The sequence below is a fragment of the Candidatus Marivariicella sp. genome, from assembly GCF_983056325.1.
On record NZ_CEZOWA010000022.1, the window covers coordinates 1 to 23,503 of the forward strand.

Annotated in this window: 20 protein-coding genes; 8 read left to right on the forward strand and 12 right to left on the reverse strand. The window is 31.5% G+C overall.

Annotated elements, in window-relative coordinates; translation table 11 throughout:
* Positions 1-199: 199 nt before the first annotated feature.
* Together AC3ATN_RS07525 and AC3ATN_RS07530 are read right to left on the reverse strand one after the other, a co-directional pair.
* Positions 200-577 carry a hypothetical protein gene (locus AC3ATN_RS07525; RefSeq protein ID WP_487532660.1) on the reverse strand — a complete coding sequence of 126 codons (378 nt, stop codon included), beginning with the start codon at positions 575-577 and terminating at the stop codon, positions 200-202.
* A gap of 84 nt (positions 578-661) precedes the next feature.
* The gene (locus AC3ATN_RS07530) at positions 662-1,366 is read right to left on the reverse strand and encodes a DUF6090 family protein (RefSeq protein WP_487532661.1); all 705 of its coding nucleotides are present in this window, start codon (positions 1,364-1,366) and stop codon (positions 662-664) included.
* Between the two features lie 49 nt (positions 1,367-1,415).
* On the opposite strand from AC3ATN_RS07530, the gene AC3ATN_RS07535 reads away from it, so the two are divergent.
* Positions 1,416-3,827, forward strand: coding sequence for a penicillin acylase family protein (locus AC3ATN_RS07535; RefSeq protein ID WP_487532662.1), 2,412 nt, complete (start codon positions 1,416-1,418; stop codon positions 3,825-3,827).
* Positions 3,828-3,839: 12 nt separating this feature from the next.
* Here AC3ATN_RS07535 and AC3ATN_RS07540 read toward each other — a convergent pair whose 3' ends face one another.
* The gene (locus tag AC3ATN_RS07540) at positions 3,840-4,541 is read right to left on the reverse strand and encodes a hypothetical protein (RefSeq protein WP_487532663.1); all 702 of its coding nucleotides are present in this window, start codon (positions 4,539-4,541) and stop codon (positions 3,840-3,842) included.
* A gap of 78 nt (positions 4,542-4,619) precedes the next feature.
* Here AC3ATN_RS07540 and AC3ATN_RS07545 point away from each other — a divergent pair, with 78 nt between their 5' ends.
* Positions 4,620-5,159, forward strand: coding sequence for a hypothetical protein (locus AC3ATN_RS07545; RefSeq protein ID WP_487532664.1), 540 nt, complete (start codon positions 4,620-4,622; stop codon positions 5,157-5,159).
* 82 nt (positions 5,160-5,241) lie between these two features.
* Positions 5,242-6,564, forward strand: coding sequence for an OmpA family protein (locus tag AC3ATN_RS07550; RefSeq protein ID WP_487532665.1), 1,323 nt, complete (start codon positions 5,242-5,244; stop codon positions 6,562-6,564).
* A 70-nt stretch (positions 6,565-6,634) separates the two neighbouring features.
* Here the strand turns inward: AC3ATN_RS07550 and AC3ATN_RS07555 are convergent, their stop codons facing one another.
* Positions 6,635-8,437 carry a DEAD/DEAH box helicase gene (locus tag AC3ATN_RS07555; RefSeq protein WP_487532666.1) on the reverse strand — a complete coding sequence of 601 codons (1,803 nt, stop codon included), beginning with the start codon at positions 8,435-8,437 and terminating at the stop codon, positions 6,635-6,637.
* A gap of 430 nt (positions 8,438-8,867) precedes the next feature.
* Entirely contained in the window at positions 8,868-9,938 is a 1,071-nt protein-coding gene (locus AC3ATN_RS07560) for a hypothetical protein (protein WP_487532667.1), read from the reverse strand.
* Between the two features lie 61 nt (positions 9,939-9,999).
* On the opposite strand from AC3ATN_RS07560, the gene AC3ATN_RS07565 reads away from it, so the two are divergent.
* Positions 10,000-11,490: a S10 family peptidase gene (locus tag AC3ATN_RS07565; RefSeq protein ID WP_487532668.1), complete on the forward strand. Its 1,491-nt coding sequence runs from the start codon at positions 10,000-10,002 to the stop codon at positions 11,488-11,490.
* On the opposite strand, the gene AC3ATN_RS07570 is transcribed toward AC3ATN_RS07565, so the two are convergent.
* From AC3ATN_RS07570 to AC3ATN_RS07590, 5 genes are read right to left on the reverse strand one after another with little or no spacing between them, the layout of a single operon-like run.
* Positions 11,487-12,371, reverse strand: a complete 885-nt coding sequence (locus AC3ATN_RS07570) for a hydroxypyruvate isomerase family protein (RefSeq protein ID WP_487532669.1) — start codon at positions 12,369-12,371, stop codon at positions 11,487-11,489. The two genes, AC3ATN_RS07565 and AC3ATN_RS07570, sit on opposite strands and share 4 nt — an antisense overlap.
* A 25-nt stretch (positions 12,372-12,396) precedes the next feature.
* The gene (galE, locus tag AC3ATN_RS07575; protein WP_487532670.1) at positions 12,397-13,401 is read right to left on the reverse strand and encodes a UDP-glucose 4-epimerase GalE; all 1,005 of its coding nucleotides are present in this window, start codon (positions 13,399-13,401) and stop codon (positions 12,397-12,399) included.
* 9 nt (positions 13,402-13,410) lie between these two features.
* Positions 13,411-14,874: a Gfo/Idh/MocA family protein gene (locus AC3ATN_RS07580; RefSeq protein ID WP_487532671.1), complete on the reverse strand. Its 1,464-nt coding sequence runs from the start codon at positions 14,872-14,874 to the stop codon at positions 13,411-13,413.
* A 37-nt stretch (positions 14,875-14,911) separates the two neighbouring features.
* Positions 14,912-15,448: a PNPOx family protein gene (locus AC3ATN_RS07585; protein ID WP_487532672.1), complete on the reverse strand. Its 537-nt coding sequence runs from the start codon at positions 15,446-15,448 to the stop codon at positions 14,912-14,914.
* Entirely contained in the window at positions 15,445-16,485 is a 1,041-nt protein-coding gene (locus AC3ATN_RS07590; protein WP_487532673.1) for a DUF3089 domain-containing protein, read from the reverse strand. The genes AC3ATN_RS07585 and AC3ATN_RS07590 overlap by 4 nt, the downstream gene beginning before the upstream one ends.
* 84 nt (positions 16,486-16,569) lie before the next feature.
* On the opposite strand from AC3ATN_RS07590, the gene AC3ATN_RS07595 reads away from it, so the two are divergent.
* A complete protein-coding gene (locus AC3ATN_RS07595) occupies positions 16,570-19,725 on the forward strand; it encodes a WD40/YVTN/BNR-like repeat-containing protein (RefSeq protein WP_487532674.1) in 3,156 nt (1,051 codons plus the stop codon).
* 12 nt (positions 19,726-19,737) lie between these two features.
* Positions 19,738-20,274: a superoxide dismutase family protein gene (locus tag AC3ATN_RS07600; protein WP_487532675.1), complete on the forward strand. Its 537-nt coding sequence runs from the start codon at positions 19,738-19,740 to the stop codon at positions 20,272-20,274.
* 20 nt (positions 20,275-20,294) lie between these two features.
* Here AC3ATN_RS07600 and AC3ATN_RS07605 read toward each other — a convergent pair whose 3' ends face one another.
* Both AC3ATN_RS07605 and AC3ATN_RS07610 read right to left on the reverse strand, forming a co-directional pair.
* Entirely contained in the window at positions 20,295-21,053 is a 759-nt protein-coding gene (locus tag AC3ATN_RS07605) for a lysophospholipid acyltransferase family protein (RefSeq protein ID WP_487532676.1), read from the reverse strand.
* Positions 21,054-21,073: 20 nt separating this feature from the next.
* Positions 21,074-21,703 carry an NUDIX hydrolase gene (locus AC3ATN_RS07610; protein ID WP_487532677.1) on the reverse strand — a complete coding sequence of 210 codons (630 nt, stop codon included), beginning with the start codon at positions 21,701-21,703 and terminating at the stop codon, positions 21,074-21,076.
* Between the two features lie 10 nt (positions 21,704-21,713).
* On the opposite strand from AC3ATN_RS07610, the gene AC3ATN_RS07615 reads away from it, so the two are divergent.
* Positions 21,714-22,394, forward strand: a complete 681-nt coding sequence (locus AC3ATN_RS07615; RefSeq protein ID WP_487532678.1) for a peptidylprolyl isomerase — start codon at positions 21,714-21,716, stop codon at positions 22,392-22,394.
* A gap of 43 nt (positions 22,395-22,437) precedes the next feature.
* Positions 22,438-23,364, forward strand: coding sequence for a LysR substrate-binding domain-containing protein (locus tag AC3ATN_RS07620; RefSeq protein ID WP_487532679.1), 927 nt, complete (start codon positions 22,438-22,440; stop codon positions 23,362-23,364).
* Positions 23,365-23,503 lie beyond the last annotated feature (139 nt).

The following is a 23,503-nucleotide window of genomic DNA, read 5'->3' on the forward strand; positions in this document are numbered from 1 at the left end:
GACTTATTTGGGTGTGAAAAAATATCAAAAGAAATAAATCATAGTTTATGAAAAATGAAAAAGAATTGAATCCGAGTCAGAGTTTTAAGTCATAAGAATTACAGCTCCGAGGTCACAAAAAAATAGCAACAATAAATTGTTGCTATTTTTTTATTTGTTATAAAATTAATTTTATTAATTTAAAAAATCAGATAATAGATTATTCTTCCTTTACAAAAGTCAAAAGTGTTTCAGTAATATCTGCACCAAGCATCTTTTTTTTTGATGAGCTTTCATCTTTAAAGGTAAAGCCGCGTCTTTTCATAAATGATTTCCAAAATGCATTTTTCTTTGCAAACTCTGTAGTCTTATCTGTGATTTCTCGTTCACCATCTTGAATTTTAGAACCTTTTTTTATTACAATTTCATCATAACCATCTCCAACCATCTTAACCCCTTGAAGTGGATTTGTTGATTTAGTTATTTCAATCATTTCATAATCAGTTACATCGATCGAATATCCACCTTTATCAGTAATTATTTGAGCTGTTGCACTCATGCCTAGCATGATAACTGCAATTGTTAAGAGTTTTTTCATAATATTTTATTCAATATAGGAAATTAATACCAAATTTCTGTCCAATAAATGGGGAAAATAATATGGTGTATGACCAATAAGCTTCTAATTATTTAGCTCACTTTTGGAAAGAAGTAGAGTTTCTTTATAAGAATTATAAACATCATTTAGTAGTCTTTTGTACATGTTTGAATAAAGTTTTGCTTGTGAAAGAATTCCGTAAAACTCATCAGATATATAAAAATTCTTATCAAACTTAAAACTTGTTAATGATGGACTTCCATAAAAATCTCCCTCAAGTAATTTATAATCGAATCTTATTCTAAATTTGGAATATGGTAAATTTCTAAAAATTAAATTGAATTCGTCTATTTCTTTAGATTGAGCAAAATTTCTTTCCTTTTGATGATTATACATTTCAAGAAGATTCATTTTTAAATCTCTACTTAATATCAACTCAAAAGTCCCAGTTGAAATCATTTGATTAAATATTCCGTCTTGTGGAAAAAAAGAAAATCCAACCTCAACACCGATAAGCTTATTTATAACTTCTTTATCGCTTAATAATTGATGATTAGAATCAATGTCATTTTGGATATCATTGATATATTCCTCAGATTTATATAACTGATTCATCAATTCTTCAATTTGAATAATATCTTTTTTTAATGTACCCATAAGGTCATCAATATATTGCTGCTTTTTGTCAATGTTTGCGTTTTTTTCGTTGAGATTTCCGACATAAAAAGAAAGAAAAACACTAAAAAATATAACTAAACCTTCTAAAAAATATTTTTTGTAGGACTCCATTTAAAAAATATGTGTTAATTTATAAAATTGAACTTAAAAATTCCTATCAATGAATTCCAATTTTAAAACGACAATAACAGCAATAGCTATTTTAATTTTTATTTCCTGTAATAATTCATTTGACCACAATATAAAAAAAGATAATATAAAAATTAAAGGAATTGATGAAGTAGTTGAAGTTTTAAGAGATAAATGGGGGGTAAATCACATTTATGCAAAAAATCAAAATGACTTATTTTTTTCTCAAGGTTATTTAGCAGCCAAAGACAGACTGTTTCAATTTGAAATCTGGAGAAGACAAGCAACCGGAACTGTAGCTGAAATCTTGGGAGAAAGTGAACTTAAAAGAGATATTGGAACCCGATTATTTAAATATAGAGGTGATATTGAAGCTGAATTAAACCACTATCATCCCGAGGGGTCTGAAATTATAAAAGCATATGTAAAGGGTGTAAACGCTTACATTACAGAAGCAAAAAAAAGTCCTGAATTGCTTCCACTTCCATTTAAAATTCTTGGAATAGTTCCAGAACCTTGGACTCCAGAAGTTGTTATCTCAAGACATCAAGGACTTCTTGGTAATATAGGTTCGGAATTACAAATAGGAAGAGCTGTTGCAGCAATTGGAGTAAAAGAAGTTAAAAAGTTATTATGGCTTCATCCTCAAGACCCCCTTTTAAAGTTAGATGCAAAAATTGATAAAGATCTTTTATTTGAAGACATACTCGAGCCATACTTTTCCTTCAGAAAGCCATTATTATTTGACGCAAATACAGTTAAAAAAGAATTTACTTCTTCTCGATTAGCAAATAATCCTTTTGAAGTAAAGGAAGACTCTCTTGCTATAGGAAGTAACAACTGGGTTGTTAGTGGAAGTAAAACCTCAAATGGAAATACTTATATGGCAAATGACCCACACAGAAAGATTGCTGTTCCTTCGCTTAGATATATGACTCATCTTGTTTCACCTAAATGGAATGTAATTGGCGGTGGTGAACCGGAAATACCAGGAATTTCCATTGGTCACAATAATTATGGGGCATGGGGGCTTACTGTTTTTAGAACTGATGGTGAAGATTTGTATCAATATAATTTAAATCCAGAAAATCATTTAGAGTATATGTTCAATGGAAAGTGGAAAAAAATGACAACTATTACTGAAGTTGTAAATATTAAAGGACAAAATTCCAAAGAAGTGAAACTTAACTACACCCATCATGGCCCAGTTACATATATAAACAAAGAAAAAAATATTGCTTTTGGAGTAAAGTGTGCTTGGTTAGAACCAGGGGGCTCACCTTACCTTGCATCACTTAGAATGGATCAGTCTAAAACATGGGAAGAATTTAGAGAAGCTTGTAATTTTAGTAATATTCCTGGTGAAAATATGATATGGGCAGATACAAAAGGAAATATTGGTTGGCAAGCAGTTGGAATTGCACCAATACGTAATGGGTTTAGCGGATTAGTTCCAGTTCCTGGTGATGGATCATACGAATGGGATGGGTATTTACCCATTATTGAGAAGCCAAATGAATATAATCCAAAAAGAGGTTATATCGCAACTGCTAATCAAAATGTGACACCAAGTAATTACAAAAATTGGAATGCAATTGGCTATTCGTGGTCCGATCCATACAGAGGGGATCGAGTAAATGAAGTTTTAGATAACGATAATGATTTAAATATGGAGAAAATGAAAAAACTTCAAGTTGATGTAATGTCAATTCCTGCTAAAACTCTAATCCCATATTTAAAGAATATACCATTTGAAATTAAAGAAAGTGATATAATTGCTAGGTTACTTAATTGGGATTTTAAGCTGACTCCAAATTCAATTCCAGCAGCAATATATGTTTCATGGGAAAATGAAATAAAAAAACAGGCCTTTGAAAAGTTTGTTCCAGACAATGGTAAAAATTATATAACATCTCTTCAACTGAAGAAAATAATTGATTGGATTCAAAACCCTACACAAGATTTTTTTGGATCAAATCCAATTAATGGAAGAGATTTATTTTTAAAAAAATCATTTATAAAAGGCATTACAAAACTCGAAAACAAGCTGGGGGAAAATATTGATAATTGGAATTATGGTCAAAAAGATTTCAAACATATTAAAATAAATCATGCATTGGGAGGGATTGTGAATTCTGAAATTGGTAAAAAATTAAATCTTGGCCCTTTACCAAGAGGAGGGAATGCATATACTCCCGGATCAACTGGAGGAAACAACAACCAGTCAAGTGGAGCTAGCTTTAGAATAATAGTTGACACGGGTAATTGGGATGAGTCAGTGGCAACAAATAGCCCAGGCCAATCTGGCGACCCAGAAAGTGTCTTTTATAAAAATCTTTTTAAAGAATGGGCTACAGACAAATATTTTCCAATTTATTACTCCAAAGAAAAAATACAGTCCGTTACTTACAAACAAACAGTATTAACTCCTAGTAAAAATTAGTATCGTATTTTATTATTGGTTCACCTCTTGATCAATTAGCTTTAATATTTCATTTAACTCCTCTTCGTACTTTATTAACACATCTATATAAAATATTATGTAATTAATATTTGCAGCATAGAACCCTATTACTGCTTTTGATTTATAGTAACCATCACCAATTATGTAAGATGATATATTTCTTTCAGAATACATTAAGCTTTTGTTTAATTGATCAACTGATGACAAAACAACGATTTCATTAACTAAGTTTTGATTTGTATTCCAAACAAAATCATCAACAAATCTATCAATACCCAGTTTTCTTTCATCTAAATGTTCATATACGTACAAAAGTTTTAATCTTAATGTTTTGTAATTTAATAATTCTAGACTTCCTGATTGTAATAATTGAGTATAAACTCCCTTTTGAGAATAAAAAGAAGTTGGAGTGTTTTGAATAATTTCTAAATAATTTTTCGCAATGTCTTCTTCACTCATAGATTGAGCGTTAGTATAATCACTAACTAGTCTATTTGTAGCCTCTAGTGATTGGTTCTGAATACCTATAACTTTGCTTATTTGCTTTAAATCTTCATTTATAATTTCACTAAGCTCTATCAATAAACCATTTTTTATTTGAATATTAGATTGTCTTAACCTAAAAGATTCAATAAAAAAAGATGCCAATACACTCAGGAAAATTAACCCACCCTCAATAAAATATCTTTTCATTTTTTTAAATTTTAGTTTTTTTAACTCTATTAAATAATGACTAAATTCATATTTTTAAAATCAATTTATTAAATATTTATGATTAAAAAATTGTTATCCCTAAGTCTAGTCTTCATAGCAACTTCTTGTTTTAACAACAAAATAAAGGAAATAAAGGATTTGAATTTTGACGAACTAAAAATAGATAAAAATATTTCACAAGTCAATTCAAATTTTCTTGAAGGTATAGATCCTCAAGATTTTGAGGAATTTTTAATAAAAAAAAACTTTAAAAAAAAGAAAAAAGAATCAAGTGGTAGTATTAAAGAGTATGATTTTACAGAACTAGAGGATAAGTACAGAATAGTTATTGATGCAAATGAAAAAGTTAAAAAAATTGAATTCTTCTCCTATTCGGAAATTAACTCATTAGAAAAAGCAACTTTATTCTTTAATATAGCTTCTAAAATTTCATTTCCACAAATAGATACTGTAAGAATAAAAAAATGGACAGAAAATAATATGAGTTCAATAAGTAAGAAATCATCTCGTGCTACAATTTTATCAAATATTCATTATATAATCGAACAAATTAATATTGGTGAATTCAAGCTTACCATAAAGAAATATAGTAGCTAATCTTAAAAAAAACTCTAATTACCCTGTTTTTATTCTAAATAGAAGCTTTTTTAGTATATTTGTTGATATTAAAAAAAATCAAATGAAAAAATATATTACTCTCGCATTAGCTATTGGTGCTTGGATATTCAATTCTAGCTCTGTAACAGCACAAAATGCTCAAAATCCATGGGCTGTTGGTATTGGTGCAAATATTGTTAGTATAGACGATGATAACAGTGGATCTGGAACTGGTGTTCCTGCACTAAGTTTAACTCGTTATTTAGGTGGTAACATTTCTATTGGCGCTCAATACTCAGCTAATAGTATAGACGGTTCTGCGGATGAATATTATACTATCGATGGAATTATAAAGTATAACATAGTAAAAGAAGGGAAAGTAATTCCTTATCTTTTTGCTGGTTATGGTTTATCAAGATTTGGAAATGGTCCTGATGAGGATGCACTATTCCCATCAAAAGAATCAGCAAGAACTACTGTTGGTGGTGCTGGTGTAAACTACATGCTCTCTGATAAATGGGCTGCACACTTAAGTACTTCCATGAGAAGCGCCTCTGAGAAAGGTTCTTCAAACCAACTACAGCACGTAATTGGACTAACATACATGTTTGGAACTGGAGATTCTGACGGAGATGGAGTTTCTGATAAAAAAGATATATGTCCAGATGTACCAGGGTTAAAAGAATTCAAAGGTTGTCCTGATACAGACGGTGATGGTATTCCTGATAATGAAGATTCATGTCCTGAAGAGGCTGGTACTGCAGAAATGAACGGTTGTCCTGATACTGATGGAGATGGAATTGCTGATGGAGACGATGCATGTCCAGAAGAAGCAGGTAGTGCTGAAATGGGTGGGTGTCCTGATAGTGATGGAGATACTGTTGCTGATAAAGATGACAAATGTCCTAATGTAGCTGGTGAAACAGGAAATATGGGATGTCCGTGGCCAGATACTGATGGAGATGGTGTTCTTGATAAAGACGACTTATGCCCTAACATTGCTGGTGTTGCTGCAAACGGTGGATGTGAAGCTGAACCATCTAAACTTATTGAATTTATATCTGTTAGTGAATCTAAATCTGGAGAACTAAATGGAGCAAGAATATATTTTGGATCATCAAGTGTGAAAATTAGTAAAAGTGGTGAAGAATTAATATCTAATCTTAAATCTCTTCTTGATGAATATCCGGAAGTAAATATAATTGTTCAAGGTCACGCTTCTGATGATGGATCTGAAAGTTACAACATGAGGATTTCACAGAAACGTGCAGACTCTGTAATGGCTGCTCTTATTGCTGCTGGTATAGATGCTAGCCGTGTTTCAACTGAGGCGTATGGTGAAACTAAACCTCTATCTAACAGAAAATTAAGTAGAAGAGTTGAGTTTGATCGTGGAGTAAATTAGTATTAATCACTAAATACATTATTAAATAAAAAAACCTCCCAGTGGGAGGTTTTTTTATTTAATAATGTATTTATTTTCTTTTCCTTTTATCTGAAGATTTTTTGTTTTTAGAAAACTTAAATGGATTAGGTTTACTTCTTCCCGATGAACTTTTTCCTGAGAAACTAGCTCCGGATGTGTTTCTTCCAGAAGAACCTCTTTTTGAAAAACCTCCATCTCTTTCCCTGTTTCTTGATTTTGACTTCTTAGACTTATTTGGATTAAATTTTTCAGTTATCGAAACTTCAATATCTCTATTATCAATATTAATTAATTTAAAACCTTCCAAAACGATGTCCTTTTCATCAGGGCCCGAAGAAAAGAATGAAAAGTTTCTCATAACGTCTACATGAAATATTTCATCGTCAGTAAGACTTAGCGTTCCCTTTATGAGGTCTTTTAAAGATTTCCAGTCATAATTATCTTTTTCACCAATATTAATATGATAACGCACTTCGTCTTTTTTACTAACTCGAGATTTTGAATCATTGTCAGAAAAATCCTTTTTTGGAGTATCTAGATTTTTTGATTTTCCACTGTAATAATTATAAAATCGGTCAAGCTCAACAGTTACCAATCTTTTCAATATATCTTCCTTTGAAAGATCTTCAAGCTTTTCCATAAAAGCAGGAAGAAGTTTTTCAGCTGAATCGGAAGGAGTTACATCTCCAATTTTTTTCGCCAAATGAAGCATCTGCGCATTACAAATTTCATCTGCGTCAGGTATTGTTTTGTGAGTAATTTTAGACTGAATGAGTTTTTCTATAGATCTAATTTTACGTTGTTCACTCTGGCTTACAATAATTATGGAAACACCTTTATTATCAGCCCTACCGGTACGACCACTTCTGTGGGTGTAAATCTCACTTTCATCGGGTAATTGATAATTAATTACGTGGGTAATATTATCAACATCGATACCTCTTGCAGCTACGTCAGTAGCTACTAAAAGTTGAATTTGTTTTTTCCTAAACGAATTCATTACAGTATCTCTTTGGTTTTGACTTAAATCTCCATGAATAGCTGCAGCATTGTAGCCAGCTTCAATAAGATTTTCAGCAACTCTTTGAGTGTCTCTTTTCGTTCTACAAAAAATACAACCAAAAATAGTCGGATGAGCATCAACTAGACGTTTTAGTGCCTCAAAACGCTGACGTCCACTTACTGTGTAGTATTCGTGTGTGACATTTTTAGATCCTGAATTTTTACTCCCGACCGTAATTTCTACTGGAGAGTTCATGAATTTTTTTGCAATTTTTGCAACTGTAGAAGGCATTGTGGCTGAGAAAAGCCATGTATTTTTTTCTTTTGGGGCTTCAGATAAAATTGCAGTAATATCCTCGTAGAATCCCATGTTTAGCATTTCATCGGCTTCATCAAGTATACAGTAATTAATCTTTCTAATGTCTACCAGTCGACGTCTTTGCATGTCTTGCATTCTTCCGGGTGTTGCAACTATTATCTGCGCACCCTTTTTGATTTTATTAGATTGTTCCTGAATATTAGCTCCACCATAGACAGCAACTATATTGACTTTTGGAATATGTTTTGCATAAGTCTGAATCTCCTTAGTGATTTGAATACAAAGCTCTCTCGTGGGAGATAAAATAAGACCCTGAGTATGTTTAGATTTTGAATCAATTTTTTGCAACAAAGGCATTCCAAAAGCAGCAGTTTTACCTGTACCGGTTTGTGCCAAGGCAACAAGATCTGTATCCTTTTTTAACAATAATGGAATCGCCTCTTTTTGAACTTCAGTTGGAGTTTGAAAACCAAGATCTTCAACAGCTTGAATAAGACTGGAATCAAGACCTAAATCTTTGAATGTGAGCATATAATATTTAAAGGCACAAAAATAGCCTAATTATTCCTGGTAGTTATGTTTTTATCTAAATACTTTAATTGATAAAAGTGAATAGTAATTAATAACTAATCTTGAATCTCTTCTTGACGAATACTCAGAAGTTAATATAATTGTTCATGGTAATGTTTCTAATTACATATCTGAAAGCTATATATTAAGATCTCACAAAAACCTGCTGACTCTATGAGTGGCAGATCTTATTGATTCTGTTATAGATACTTGTCTTGTTTAAACTGATTAGTTTGGAGAAACTTAACCTCTATCTGACAGATAATCAATTAGAATAATTGTGTTTAATCTCGGAGCAAATTAAAATTACTAACTCAATACCCAAAAATAAAAAAACCTCCAATAAGGAAGTTTCTTTATTTATTGATAATCTATTTATTTTCTTTAAATATTAATTACCTGAGTCTGTGTCAAAAGAAAATTCTGGACATGAAGGATTAGTGAAATTATCTGATGCCGGTTGCATTGTATATGTCTCTTCAAGTGAAACATCTACTCCATCTATGGAATCGGTTCCAGATGCAGATAAAACTAACGAACCAGAAGAAACACTGTTGATTTGCAATATATCGGTTTCCTGTTGACCATTTTCCTCAAAAGTTATTGAGATCTTATTGAATCCATCGCCAACCCAATTCCATTCCCCTTCCTCATAATCTACAGGACCAGAACTATTAGAAAAAGTCATAAAATAAGTTCCATAAGCAGTTATACTTACTACAATATCATTAATAGGGTCGGAGATAAATGAGCAATTTGGATCTATGTTGTTTAGCTCAGAGCTATAACAAAGATCCTCAGTACTATCTGCGAACCAATCACAAATAGTATAATCTGTTGCTTGACCGTTAATGGATTCGGAGTTTCCGGTAATACGCCATGTATTTATAAGCAATGCTTGATTACTATCAGGAAGAACACTTTCTACAACAACAATTTGTTCCGCTTGTTCAGCTGAAAGATTTTGAGGTGCAGTTGCACAAAAATTATTAATTTCCGATTCAGCCTGAAATGTAAAACTGACATCGCCTTGGGCGTCAAAAACAATATTTGTAAAAGTAGCAACATTTCCACTTTCTGGAATAGAATTTTCATCCGTGACTGGAGCATTAAATAATATAATTCTCTCTATTGGCACATCATCGACAGTTGCTTCGGCAAAAATTATATAGTAATGTCCTTGAACATACTCAACATTACTTGTGCCTCCTGTTATATTAAGCTTCAAAATGAAAGTGTTTTCCTCTGAAAATTCAATTGAATTAATTTCACAAGTCTCAAGAACCCTACCAGAGAGTGAATTAAAATTCCATTTTCCAATAAGTTTTTTCTCATTTTCAGTCTTCAATATCACTTCTTGTTCAATTGATAATTCAGGAACAGTTGCAGTAACAGTAGCAGAATCATCTTTACTACAGCTTAGAATTAATGTGATTGAGAACAATAAAATTATTTTTTTCATTTTTGTTAAGTTTTTTAAGAAGGCGAATTTAGGTATATTGTATCAAACAATATCAAAAAAAATGAAAACAAAATACTCATATTTAATAATTGTGTTTTTATCTGCTTTTTTATTTTCCCAGGAAAAAAAACTTCCCATAGACACTCTTGTGGTTACTCAACATAAAACTACAATCAAAGGTCAAACTATTAATTATGAAGCACAAACGGGGAGAATTCCTGTTTGGAATGGAGATGGTAAGCCAATTGCTAGTTTGTTTTTCACTTATTACAAAAGAACTAATATCTCAAGCAACACTACTCGTCCTCTTGTGTTTTCTTTTAATGGTGGTCCAGGAGCAGGTTCTTTGTGGATGCATATGGGATATACTGGGCCGAGAATGCTCAAAGTTGATGCAGAGGGCTATCCAGTTCAGCCCTACGGTTTTAAATCAAACCCCTACTCTATTTTGGATGTAGCTGATATTGTATTTGTAAACCCAGTAAATGTTGGGTACTCAAGGATAGTTGAATATGAAGGGAAAAAAGAAAGTGGTAAAACATTTTTTGGGGTAAATCAAGATATTAAATATCTAGCAGAATGGATAAGTACTTTTATTTCTAGAAAAAATAGATGGGATTCTCCCAAATACCTGATTGGAGAAAGTTATGGAGGAGTAAGAGTGATGGGTTTATCCCACGAATTACAGGACAAACAATGGATTTATTTAAATGGAGTTATTATGGTTTCTCCGGCTGATTACCAAGTATACCCTGGACCAGTTGCATCCGCAATTGATTTCCCTTATTATACCGCTGCCTCGTGGTATCATAAAAAATTACCAAACGAGTTACAAAAATTAGATTTAGAGGAAATCCTTCCAAAAGCAGAAGACTTTGCTTTAAATGAATTGATTCCTGCTTTATCTAAAGGAGGTTTTATTAGTAATAATGAGAAAAACTTAATAGCTGATAAAATCTCTTTCTTCACTGGACTAAACAAAAAAGATATTCTTCAAAATAACATTAATCTATCAACATCTTTTTTTTGGAAGGAGTTGCTAAGAGATGAAGGAAAGACAATTGGCAGATTAGATTCAAGGTATAAAGGTATTGACAGACAAGATTCTGGAAATAGAGTAGATTATAATGCTGAAATGAGTGCCTGGGACCACGCTTTTACTCCTGCTATAAATCACTATCTACAAAATGAATTAAATTTCAAATCTGATGTAAAGTACAATACCTGGGGGAGAAATCATCATTCTGTTAGACCATGGAATAGAGATAATGTAAGAGTTAGAGATAACTTAAGACAAGCGATGGCTGAAAATCCATTTTTAAAAGTATTTATTCAGTCCGGTTATTATGATGGTGCTACTACATATTTTAGTGCAAAATATACAATGTGGCAGGTTGATCCAAGTGGCAAGTTCAAAGATCGTTTTTACTTTAAAGGATATAGAAGTGGTCACATGATGTATCTCAGACAAGAAGATTTAGTTAAAGCTAACGATGATCTACGTGAATTCATCAAGAACAGTACAACTAACGGAAAACCAGCAAAGTATTAAACATCACAAATCTGAATTGCTTCGGCGAGTCCTCCTATTAAGTCTTCTTTAGTTGGTTTAAATTCTTGGGCAACATAACCTTTAAAACCAGTTGAAAAAATTGCTTTCATAATTGCAGGATAGAATAATTCTTGACTCTCGTCTATCTCATGTCTTCCAGGAACTCCTGCAGTATGATAATGTCCAATATGTTTATAATTCTCAGTGATTGTTCTTATCACGTCACCTTCATTTATTTGCATGTGATAAATATCATAAAGAAGTTTGAAGTTTTTAGAGTTTATTCTTTTGCATAACTCAACTCCCCAATTAGAATTATCACACATGTAATCTTTGTGATCAATTTTCGAATTTAAAAGTTCCATGTGCAGAATAACCCCAAGTTTTTCAGCCAAAGGAATTACTTTACTTAAACCTTCCACACAATTTTCAAGTCCTTGTTTGTCACTTATATCTCTCCTACTCCCGCTAAAGCAAATCAAATTAGTCCAACCTGCATCAGAAACCAGTTTAATATGCCTTAAATAATTTGTTATTAAATCATCATGAAAATTTTTATCACACCAACCATTTGTTAAACTTCTGGTTGATTTCCCCTCGAGGTCACCGTAACACATTGTTGAGATTAAATTGTGTTTCTTTAAAACATCCCACCTTTCAGATCCAACAAGGTCAATCCCTACTAATCCCATTTGTTTTGACTCAACAGCTAGTTCTTCAAATGGAATTTTCTTGTAGCACCAGGCACTCACAGAATGATTTATATTGCCTTTTAGTTTTAAATATTTTGTTGTCAGATTATCTTGTGAATAACTAAGAGGAATAACTCCGATCCCAGCAATACCGGACCCTATTGTCTTTATTAGATTTCTTCTGTTCATCTTATATTTTTAATTAAGTTAATATTTATTTGCTTAACTCCCAATTCCATGCTGATTGTAATGATTCAGATAATGTATATTTTGATTTCCAATCCAATAATTTTTCGGCTTTTTGAGTATCTGCATATGCGGTTACTATATCCCCAGATCTTCTGTCGCCTATTTTGAATGGGACTTTTTCACCTGTAGATTTCTCAAAGCAACTTATTAACTCTAGTACACTTATTCCTTTTCCAGTTCCAATATTGATAGATTCTAAAAATTTATCTTTTTTTAAGTTATCTAAGTAGTTAATTGCTTTACAATGTGCTTTTGACAAATCAACTATATGAATATAATCTCGAATACAGCTTCCATCTTTTGTTGGGTAGTCATTACCATAGACAGTAAAAATTTCTTGTTTACCTATTACAGCCTGAGTTAAGTAAGGCATTATATTTTCAGGATTTTTTTTAGGGTTTTCTCCAATCAAACACGAAGAATGTGCACCTATCGGATTAAAATATCTAAGACATATTGCTTTGAATTTTGATTCAATTCTAAAATTAGCCTCAATTATTTGTTCACATATCTGTTTAGTGTGTCCATAAGGTGATGTTGGACTTCCAAACGGAATTTTTTCATGTATTGGTTGAATTATTGAGCTTCCATAAACTGTACAGGAAGAACTGTATACTAAGGGTATATTTTGAGGCATGAACTCTAAAAGATTCATCATACCCAAAACATTATTCTTGTAATATTTAACTGGATTACTAACACTCTCACTTACTGACTTTAAAGCGGCAAAATGAATTATACCTTCAATATTTTTATTTTTTTCAAAAAAGACTTGAATATCTAACTTATTTATCAAATCAATTTTTTCAAAATCAGGTTTTATATTTGTAACAGCTTCTATTTGATCTAGAACAGATAAATATGCATTCGATAGATTATCAATAATAAAAATCTCGTGATTCTCCCTGATTAATTCAGTAGCTACATGAGAACCTATGTATCCAAGTCCCCCTGTAATAAGTATTTTCAAAATATTAAATTAAATCTCCCATCCTGAACGATAATCTCTACCTACAAACTGATTAGCATCATCCATATTTGTGATTCTCATGTTATCCCCATCCCATAAAAGTTTCTTACGAGCATAGAATTCCATATTGCCATTACTGTTTTCTTTACGAAGTAAATAACTTCTAATTGCAATATTACCCATTAAAACTGTTTCCGTAAGAGGTCCAGAATAGTCAAAAGAGGAAGTTAAAGACATGTGTTCTTTAGAATTAAATCCAGCTTTACAGGCATCAATCCATTTGCGCGCATGACCAAACTCAGGTTCTTCAGATTTATCTATAACAGATCCATTTATTGTTGGAACTCCATTTTTATACATTTTTGGATTCATTCCATAAACATCAGTAGTTATAATACCTTTTTCGCCAATCATCATAACTCCATTATAACCTCCTTTTCCAGCCAAATCTTCATTTGGAGGAATTAAATCTGGATGCGATGGTCTTATACCTCCATCTGTCCAAACCATTTCAATTTTACTTTTATTTTTTGTTGTGGGATCAAAATGCAATGTTACTGAAGATGAAGGAGGACATCCCTCTGGAATATATTCTGGAGTCCACATTTTAGTAAAAACACTTCCTACACTACATTCTACATCAGTAGGATATTTTAAACCCAAGGCTTTAAAAGGAACATCAATAATATGGCATCCCATATCACCAAGAGCACCTGTTCCATATGCCCACCAGCCTCTCCAATCAAAAGGATGCATTCCTGGTACGTATTCAGTTTTAGGAGCTGGACCTAACCATAAATCCCAATTAAGACCATTTGGAAGTTTACTATTATCTGGTTTTGGCATATTAATTCCTTGTGGCCAAACTGGACGATTGGTCCAAACATAAACTTTTGAAACTTCTCCAATCTCTCCTTCATTAATCCATTTTTGAACAGATAACTGGGAAGGATTTGATGCTCCCTGATTACCCATTTGAGATACAATTTTTCTTTCTCTAGCCATTTCTGTTAAAATTCGTGCCTCTCTTACATTGTGAGTTAAAGGTTTTTGAACATATACATGTTTATTTCGTTCCATTGAATAAATTGCTGATGGAGCATGAGAATGATCAGGACCGGAAATAGTAACAGCATCAATTTCAGGATGTTTGTCAAGCATTTCTCTGAAATCTGCGTAAAACTTGGCTTTAGGAAAACTTTTACGGCTTTCTGTCACACCATGAAGACCATTAGAGTCAACATCACATAGAGCAACAATTCTTTCTCTTCCATTTACTGAAGCATTCATTATATCTGATCTTCCTTTGCCTCCAACACCTATACCGGCAACAGCAAGCTGATCACTTGGAGCCGTGTAGTTTAAACCACCTAAAACGTGTCGTGGAAGAATCAAAAAAGTTGAGGCTAAAGCAGATTTTTTTATAAAATCTCTACGACTATTAGTTTTTGAATTTTGATGTTTTTTTTTCATCTATATTATTTTTTTCAAATTACAAATTTTATTATTATTATGGTACAATAAAATCTCCTTTCCAATGATTATTTATTTTAAAACGGCTTCTAATATTTACATCATTACTTAAATCCAAAACTTCAAAGGAATTTGCTTTAAATGTTAATTCACAAAAATTTATGTCATTTCCAATACTAATTTCATATGGATCATTAACTAATTCTCCAGGAGGTTTAAGTGTTGTGTAATTTTTTTTTGAATGATCCGGTTGATTATTAAAAATATTTGTATCTGTGTTTTTATTTGTCAATTCCGCTTTAACAATAATTTGAAATAAAGAAATATTGTCATAAAATAATAATTGGGCATATGGTGAGTTTTTTAAATCAATTATTTTTTTAGAACGGAGGTCTGAATAAATATTAAACTCTAAAAGTTCAGGATTAAAGCTTCTTAAAATTACAGTTCTGCTATTAGGCTTGTTATGTTTGTCAACAGTTGACAAAACAAAAGATCTGAAACAATGATTTTTCTCGCTAATTGCATTCATCCATTTGTTTTGGCATTCTGCAAATATTTCTGAAAGAATCAAAGTTTTTTGTTTTTTTTAAACCAAGAATCTACTCTGTCCAAAGCATTTTTTTCAATATCTGCCCAAAATAAATTAATATCAGCATAATGGTAGCTTTTTATAAAACTTAAAAATAGTCTGTTTGGAACTTTAGGGATAGAGGTCCATAAAAGTCCGTCTGTTACATGAACCCTTACACTTTTAGAATATATTTCGTTATCAATATAAAGGAGTCCTAAATGATCAGAAATATCTGATGATTTATTTAAGTTCCAAGTTATGGGATTTGTTACAACTCCACCTTTAAACCATTTATCATATTTTTCTGGATATTTATTTTTTTTAAAAGTATTCCAACTCACGTATCCACCCGTTTCTTTTTTAGATTCTAATGTTTTTAAATTTTTAAAATCATCTCTTTTTATTTGTGCACCAATTAAATATGCAGCAACCAAATCATTTTGTAAATCTTTTCCATCAAAGTATTCCTGTAATAGCCTTTTAGCATGAATTGATCCTTGACTATGTGATGCAATAATTATTGGACGATTATTTCTGTGATATTTCAAAAAGTATTCAAAAGATGTTTTTATGTCAGAATATGCTATCTCCCAAGCTTTTAATTCATCATAAGGGGGTGTGAAAATTCTAATATGAGCTTGACGATAAAATGGAACATACAAATCACCAGCTTTTGCCCATGCTGATGCTTGGTATCTAACAGATTTATTAATTACATCATACCGTATTTGTTTATCATAAATATCAGAATTCCAACTAACATCTTCAGGGTCTAGAAGTAATGTTGGATAAATAAAAAAAACAGCTGCTTTTTTTGACTTTGTATTTCCAACTATTTCAGTAAGAGGCTTTGGATAATTAGAGGGTAAAACTGCCCATGATGTTTCTGAGGAATAATCAGGTTTAGATGGAACATTGTCCTCTGAAAAAGGAATTGATTTATATTTTGATGAGGTAAAGGCGTTTAATGAGTAGTTTTTAATTACAGAACATCCATTCACAATACAAATTATTATTAAAAATAAAACTTTTTTCATATTAATGATTGAGGTACAAATATCATATTTTTTTATTTAGAATAAATTCAATCTGTTTATTATCTTTAATTTTTAAAATTAAATATGAGACTACTATTATTATTTCTTTCCTTTATTTCAATAAATATTATTAACGCTCAAAGTTTTGATCCTAAATGGCTGAATACTTCTCCCGCCAGAAACATTGGACCTGGAGGTATGAGTGGAAGAACAACAGCAATTGATGTAGTTCACAATGATCCAAAAACAATTTATATTGGAACAGCTTCAGGTGGTATTTGGCGTTCAAAAAGCGGTGGTGTTTCGTGGGAACCAATTTTTAACGATCAAATAACTGCTTCAATTGGATCTATTGCAATACAACAGTCAAATCCTGACGTTGTTTGGGCTGGAACTGGAGAAGGAAATCCTAGAAATAGTTTGAATGGTGGTTTTGGTATTTTTAAATCATTGGATGGAGGGGATACCTGGGAAAGTATGGGACTTGAGTATACTAGACATATTCATCGAATAATAATACATCCTAACAATCCTGATATTATTTATTTAGCTGCAATTGGATCTCCCTGGGGCGAACATGAAGAAAGAGGAGTTTACAAAACCCTTAATGGAGGAGAAACTTGGAAGAAAATTCTTAGTGGAAATCTTAATACCGGAGCAGCTGACCTAATTATGGATCCTAATAATCCAAATAAATTAGTTGCGGCTCTTTGGGAACACAAAAGAGAACCGTGGTTTTTTAAATCAGGCGGATCTAATAGTGGACTATTTATAACCATTGATGGTGGCAAGAATTGGATTAAAAAAACAGATGAAGATGGTCTTCCAAAAGGCGATTTAGGAAGGATTGGATTAGCTTTTGCTAAAAATAAAAGTAAAATAATATATGCTTTAATTGAGTCAAAAAAAAATGGCTTGTACAAGTCTAACGATGGTGGAAAAAAATGGAAGCTAATCAATACAAAGCCTGGAATAGGTAATCGTCCTTTTTATTATTCCGATTTATTTGTAGATCCTGAAAATGAAAATAGAGTTTATTCAGTTTTTACATATGTTAATGTTTCGGAAGATGGGGGTAAGTCTTTTTCAGAATTGATGCCAGCATATGGAGTAAATAATGGAGTTCATCCTGATCATCATGCCTGGTGGATTCATCCAGAAGATGGTGATTTTATAATTGATGGTAACGATGGAGGAATAAATATTTCAAGAGATGGAGGGGAATCCTGGCGATTCATAGGTAACATTCCTGTTGCTCAATTTTACCATATCAGTACTGATAATGAATTTCCTTACAATGTATATGGGGGCATGCAAGATAATGGATCATGGAGAGGACCAGCATATGTTTGGAAAACTCAAGGAATTCGAAATTCATATTGGCAAGAAATTGCGTTTGGTGATGGTTTTGATGTAGTACCCGATAAAGACAATTCTCAATATGGTTTCGCAATGAGTCAACAGGGAAACGTTTCAAGATATGACTGGAAAACTGGGAATAATTATACTGTTCGCCCAACTCACCCCAATCCTGAAACAAGATTACGGTTTAACTGGAATGCCGCTATAGGTCAAGATCCATTTGACAATGGGACTGTATATTTTGGAAGTCAGTTTGTTCACAAAAGTCTGGACAAAGGACTTAATTGGGAAATAATTTCACCAGACTTAACAACAAATAATCCTGAAAAACAAAAACAATCTGAAAGTGGGGGTTTAACCCTAGATGCAACAGGTGCTGAAAATCACTGTACTTTAATTGTTATTGAGCCAAGTCCAATTGAAAAAAATATGTTGTGGGTATCATCTGACGATGGAAGAGTACATATGACTAAAGACGGTGGAGAAAGTTGGAATGATGTTACAAAAGGATTAAAGGGTTTGCCAAAAGGTAGTTGGATTCCCCAAATCAAAGCTTCAAATAAAAATAAAGGAGAAGCTTTATTAATAGCCAATGATTATAGACGATTTAATTATGAAGCATATGCATATCGTACAAAAAATTATGGAAAAACATGGCAAAGAATTGTTGATTCAGATGATGTCCCAACATATACTTTAAGTATTGTTGAAGATATTGTAAATCCTAAATTACTTTTTTTAGGTACTGATGACGGCTTATATTTTTCTTTAAACTCAGGAAATGATTGGAAAAAATTTAATCCAAAAACATTCCCTTCTGTATCTACCAAAGACCTCATAATCCATCCCAGAGAACATGATTTGGTGATTGGAACATTTGGAAGAGCAGCATGGATCTTGGATGATATTAAACCATTAAGAAAAATTGCTGATGACATATCTTTGACAGATAACCTATTTGAACTATTTGAGCCTCCAACCGCCTATTTGGCTTCAATTCAACAGCCAACTGGAAGTAGATTTGGGGGAGATGCACTATTTAACGGAGAAAACCGAAAACTTGGAGCAAGAATAAAGTATTTCTTTAATCCAGAATTTTCTAAATCAAAGAATGCTAAAAAGGATTCTATATCATTAAAAATATTTGATAATGATATACTAATAAGAACTATAAAAATGAAAGCTCCTGATAAAAAAGGAATTCATGTAGTTAGTTGGAATATGGATGAAAAGGGTCCTAAATACCCAAAAAGAAAAATTAGAAAAAATAATCAAGAAGGTTCGGGAGTTAATGTAAGACCTGGTAAATATAAATTGATAATGGAGGTTGGGGAGCTCAAAGATGAGTCATCAATTGTAGTAAAATCAGATCCAAGATTGACAATTTCTAGTAAAACAATAGAAGATTCATATAAAACTGGTAAAAAGTTAGAAAAATTCTTAGATGTTGTTGATAAAGCTACGGTTCAGCTTGCAGAAAGTCTTTTAATTGCAAAAGATTTTGAAAAATCACTAAGCACAAATGATTCCATATCATACAAAGATCAAATTATATTATCAAAAGAAATTGTCAAAAAAATTAATTCTGTACAGGACTTATTCTTCGGTAAAATCGATAAAAGACAGGGTATAATACGAAGTCCAAAAGAAAACGTTTTGTCAAGAATAAGAAAAGCTTATTATTATTCAACTTCCAGACCAAATGGTATAACTACAACCGAAAATACTTTAATTAAACAGGCAAAAAGCGAATTAGATTCTTCTTTAAAAAAAGTAAATGTATTTTTCAATCAAGATTGGAAACAATACCAACTGAAAATGGATAAATTATCTATTTCACCCTTTAAAACAACCCAAAAATTTAATATTAATAATTAAAAATATCATAAAATGAAAAAATATTTAATTCTCATAATTATACTAATAGCAGTTAGTTGTTCCGAAAACAAGAAGAAAACTGAATCACTTAAAAAATATAAAATTTCTTTAAATTCAAAAAATGATAGTGGAACTTCTGGAATAGTTACCATAAGACAAGTAAACGACGGCAAAGTTGAATTAGAGGCGCATGTAATGGGTTTAAAACCTGGAAATCATGCAATCCATATTCATGAAAAGGCCGATTGTTCATCTGATGACGGAAAGTCTGCTGGAGGCCATTGGAATCCAACTTTTGAAGTTCATGGTTTGTGGGGAAGTGCCGAAGGTTTTCATAGAGGTGATATTGGGAATTTTGTTGCAGATGAAAATGGACACGGAATGATGAAATTTACAACCGACTTATGGTGTTTAGACTGTGGTGATTCGAATAAAAATGTAGTAGGAAAATCTATTATTATCCATGATGGAGAAGATGATTTGGTATCTCAACCTTCGGGAGCAGCTGGAGCCAGAGTCTCATGTGCTGGAATCATTAATGACATCTAAATAATATGGAAATTTAAAATTTAATCTTTTACAGGCAGAACTTTTAAAAAAGAGGGGTGTTGTTCAATGGCGTATTCGATTTTTTCTATAATCTCTTCGATAGAATCATTGTCGTAATCAATTTCTAGCGCTTTTTTAATATGCATTGTTTGAACAATATCTCTTTTTTTAATCATTATTCCCTTTTTATCAAAGGATCTTCTAAATCCATCTATTACAATCGGAACAACTATGGGTTTATAAGTTTTAATTAAGTGAGCAGTTCCTTTCCTAACAGGCTTAAAAGGTTTTGTTGTTCCCTGCGGAAATGTAACAACCCATCCATCATCTAATGCTATTCCAATATTTGAAATATCTGAAAACTTGACTTGTCTGTTGATTTCTTTACCCTTTTCACGCCAGGTTCTCTCAATAGATACAGAACCTGCATAAGCTAATATCCTTGAAAGCAAACTGTCTTTCATAGTTTCTTTTGCAGCAACGTAATATATATTTAACTTTGGATTCCAGATATATCCTATATTTTTGATAGAATCTATCCTTCCTGTCAAACACGCATTAAATACATGAAACATTGCTACTACATCAGCGAAATAGGTTTGATGATTTGAGATAAATAAAATATTTTTATCAGGAAGGTTCTTAATAACTTCAGATCCTTCTATTTTTAAATTATTAAAACCTCTAAACCTCCGGTGAGTAAAAATACCAAGATATCTAATTAACCATTTTTTTAAAATTAAATAGTGTCCAAAAGAGTTTTTTTTAAAAAAAAGCATATGTTAAGTTTGAGTATTGATTAAAATATTTTTTTTAATAAAATTTTAAATTCTGATAATATCATTGCCGTAGCACCCCAAACGATATTATTATTAAAATTATATGCTGGAACGCCAAACTCATTCATATATTCATTTGAAATATGAATTTTAGTTTTCAATTCATCATTTAATAACGAATCAAAAGATACACTAAAAACTTTTTTCACTTCACGTTTATCAATTTTAAAATTTGGAATTTGATTATATATTGCGATAAAAGGACATACAATGAAATTGCTTGGAGGAATATATATAGGAGTTAAAGCTTTAACAAAGTTCATGTGTTTGGCTTTTAAACCCAGTTCTTCTTCGGTTTCACGTATTGACGTTTTCCAATCAGAATCATCAAATGATTCTCTTTTACCCCCCGGCAAGCATATTTGACCAGAATGAACACCTTTATTAATTGGTCTTTGCATTAAAGAAAAAAAGGCATCTCCGTTCGTGTTTTGATATACACATATTAAAACACTGGCTTTTAAAGAATCAAAATAATGAGTTGTATTATTACTTATATATTTTATTCGTGAGGATGAAGACATGTCTTTTTGAGCACTCCTTCCAGGTAATGAAATTTGTTTTACTTTTAAAATTGAATTTTTAAACATCAAAAATTTCATGAAAAAGATTTTGTTATCTATTTTATTATTTCTTAATGGTTGTAATAACCCCCCAAAAAACAAATCAGTTTTAGAGAAAAAAGATTCAATTCCAAAAACCCATATAAAGATAAAAAAGAATGATGATTTTATTGAGTTAGATAATAAAAATGCAATACCTTTTTTATTTGAATACTCTAAAAAAAATTTAGAAAATAAAGTAAGATTATCGACTGAATATGGTGATATAGATATTCTTCTATATAAAAATACAAACATTCATAGATCAAATTTTATTTTTTTAACCAAAAAAAAATACTTCGATGGAACCATATTCCACAGAGTGGTTCCAAATTTTATAATTCAAGGTGGAAATTCTGATAACGCCAAAGTATTAATGAAACGAAAAAGAATTGGACGCTATTTGCTTCCTCCAGATACAAGAAAAGGAAATAAGCATTATCGAGGGGTTATATCTATGCCAAGTAGTGAAATTGATAACCCTCATAAACTAGCATCACCATTTGAGTTTTTTATAGTTCAACAATCTCCAGGGGCTTATCATCTTGATAAAAATTATACAGCATTTGGAAGGGTAATAAAAGGAATGGATGTTGTTGATAAAATCAATAAAGAAAAAACAGATGAAAGGGAAACTCCGCACAAAAACATATACATAAAGGCGTCAATAATTGATTAAATAGATTTTTCTTATTAAATTTATATTATAATAGTATTTTCTAATGACACTAACACAACTACAATACACCATAGCTGTAGCTAAATATGGAAATTTTACACTAGCTGCTGAGAAATCTCATGTTACTCAACCCACTTTAAGTATGCAAGTTCAAAAACTTGAAGATGAACTTGGAACAATAATATTTAATCGGAACTCTAAACCCATAACACTAACAAGTGTTGGAGATAAAATAATCAAACAAGCTAAGAATATAATTGAAGAATCTCAAAAAATGAGATACTTAATAGATCAGGAAAAGGATGTTGTTGAGGGAGAATTTAGACTTGGTATAATTCCTACGGTAATGCCTACCCTACTCCCCCTTTTTTTAAATACTTTTTTAAAAAAATTTCCAAAAGTTCATCTAAAAATTGAAGAATTAAATACGAAGAATTTTACTGAACAAATTTTAGATGGACGAATAGATGCGGGTATTGGAGCAACTCCTTTAGATAATCGAAAACTAATAGAAAACCCTCTTTACTATGAGCCTTTTGTTGGATACATTCCAGAAAACCATCCGTTAAATAGCAATAAAAATTTACAAATAACTGATTTAGAAAGTAGTAAAATATTAATTCTGGAGGACGGACATTGTTTTAGAAATCAAATAATAAATTTATGTAATGTAAATATCATTGATTATAATTTTAGCATTAAGAGCGGTAGTTTTGAAACTATGGTTAACTTGGCCGATGAAGGTCTTGGAATGACTCTTCTTCCCTATATGCATGCACAGTCTCTATCCGAAAAGAAAAGAAAGAATCTTAGATATTTTGAAGAACCAGCTCCTGCAAGAGAAATTAGTCTTGTATATTCTAAATCAAAATTAAAAATTCCTATCGTATTCGCCTTAAATAAGGTCATTGATGGGATCATACGTGGAACAATTCAGATTGAAAATATAAAAATAATAGCCCCCAAATAAAAAGAAAATAGCTAGTTCTGTTTTTCCAAAACAAATTATTAAATAGCTTGTGAAAATGGTAATTAACCTTATATTTGCCCAATATTTTTCGGGGTGTAGCGTAGCCCGGTCATCGCGCCTGCTTTGGGAGCAGGAGGTC

Excerpts from the sequence above, each read along its gene's own strand:
- AC3ATN_RS07530 (WP_487532661.1), bottom strand. The coding sequence starts at position 1,366 with ATGGAGTCCTACAAAAAATATTTTTTAGAAGGTTTAGTTATATTTTTT.
- AC3ATN_RS07600 (WP_487532675.1), top strand. The coding sequence starts at position 19,738 with ATGAAAAAATATTTAATTCTCATAATTATACTAATAGCAGTTAGTTGT.
- AC3ATN_RS07560 (WP_487532667.1), bottom strand. The coding sequence starts at position 9,938 with ATGAAAAAAATAATTTTATTGTTCTCAATCACATTAATTCTAAGCTGT.
- AC3ATN_RS07590 (WP_487532673.1), bottom strand. The coding sequence starts at position 16,485 with ATGAAAAAAGTTTTATTTTTAATAATAATTTGTATTGTGAATGGATGT.
- AC3ATN_RS07610 (WP_487532677.1), bottom strand. The coding sequence starts at position 21,703 with ATGTTTAAAAATTCAATTTTAAAAGTAAAACAAATTTCATTACCTGGA.
- AC3ATN_RS07595 (WP_487532674.1), top strand. The coding sequence starts at position 16,570 with ATGAGACTACTATTATTATTTCTTTCCTTTATTTCAATAAATATTATT.
- AC3ATN_RS07620 (WP_487532679.1), top strand. The coding sequence starts at position 22,438 with ATGACACTAACACAACTACAATACACCATAGCTGTAGCTAAATATGGA.
- AC3ATN_RS07535 (WP_487532662.1), top strand. The coding sequence starts at position 1,416 with ATGAATTCCAATTTTAAAACGACAATAACAGCAATAGCTATTTTAATT.
- AC3ATN_RS07555 (WP_487532666.1), bottom strand. The coding sequence starts at position 8,437 with ATGCTCACATTCAAAGATTTAGGTCTTGATTCCAGTCTTATTCAAGCT.
- AC3ATN_RS07570 (WP_487532669.1), bottom strand. The coding sequence starts at position 12,371 with ATGAACAGAAGAAATCTAATAAAGACAATAGGGTCCGGTATTGCTGGG.
- AC3ATN_RS07565 (WP_487532668.1), top strand. The coding sequence starts at position 10,000 with ATGAAAACAAAATACTCATATTTAATAATTGTGTTTTTATCTGCTTTT.
- AC3ATN_RS07615 (WP_487532678.1), top strand. The coding sequence starts at position 21,714 with ATGAAAAAGATTTTGTTATCTATTTTATTATTTCTTAATGGTTGTAAT.
- AC3ATN_RS07605 (WP_487532676.1), bottom strand. The coding sequence starts at position 21,053 with ATGCTTTTTTTTAAAAAAAACTCTTTTGGACACTATTTAATTTTAAAA.
- AC3ATN_RS07550 (WP_487532665.1), top strand. The coding sequence starts at position 5,242 with ATGAAAAAATATATTACTCTCGCATTAGCTATTGGTGCTTGGATATTC.
- AC3ATN_RS07540 (WP_487532663.1), bottom strand. The coding sequence starts at position 4,541 with ATGAAAAGATATTTTATTGAGGGTGGGTTAATTTTCCTGAGTGTATTG.
- AC3ATN_RS07580 (WP_487532671.1), bottom strand. The coding sequence starts at position 14,874 with ATGAAAAAAAAACATCAAAATTCAAAAACTAATAGTCGTAGAGATTTT.
- AC3ATN_RS07525 (WP_487532660.1), bottom strand. The coding sequence starts at position 577 with ATGAAAAAACTCTTAACAATTGCAGTTATCATGCTAGGCATGAGTGCA.
- AC3ATN_RS07545 (WP_487532664.1), top strand. The coding sequence starts at position 4,620 with ATGATTAAAAAATTGTTATCCCTAAGTCTAGTCTTCATAGCAACTTCT.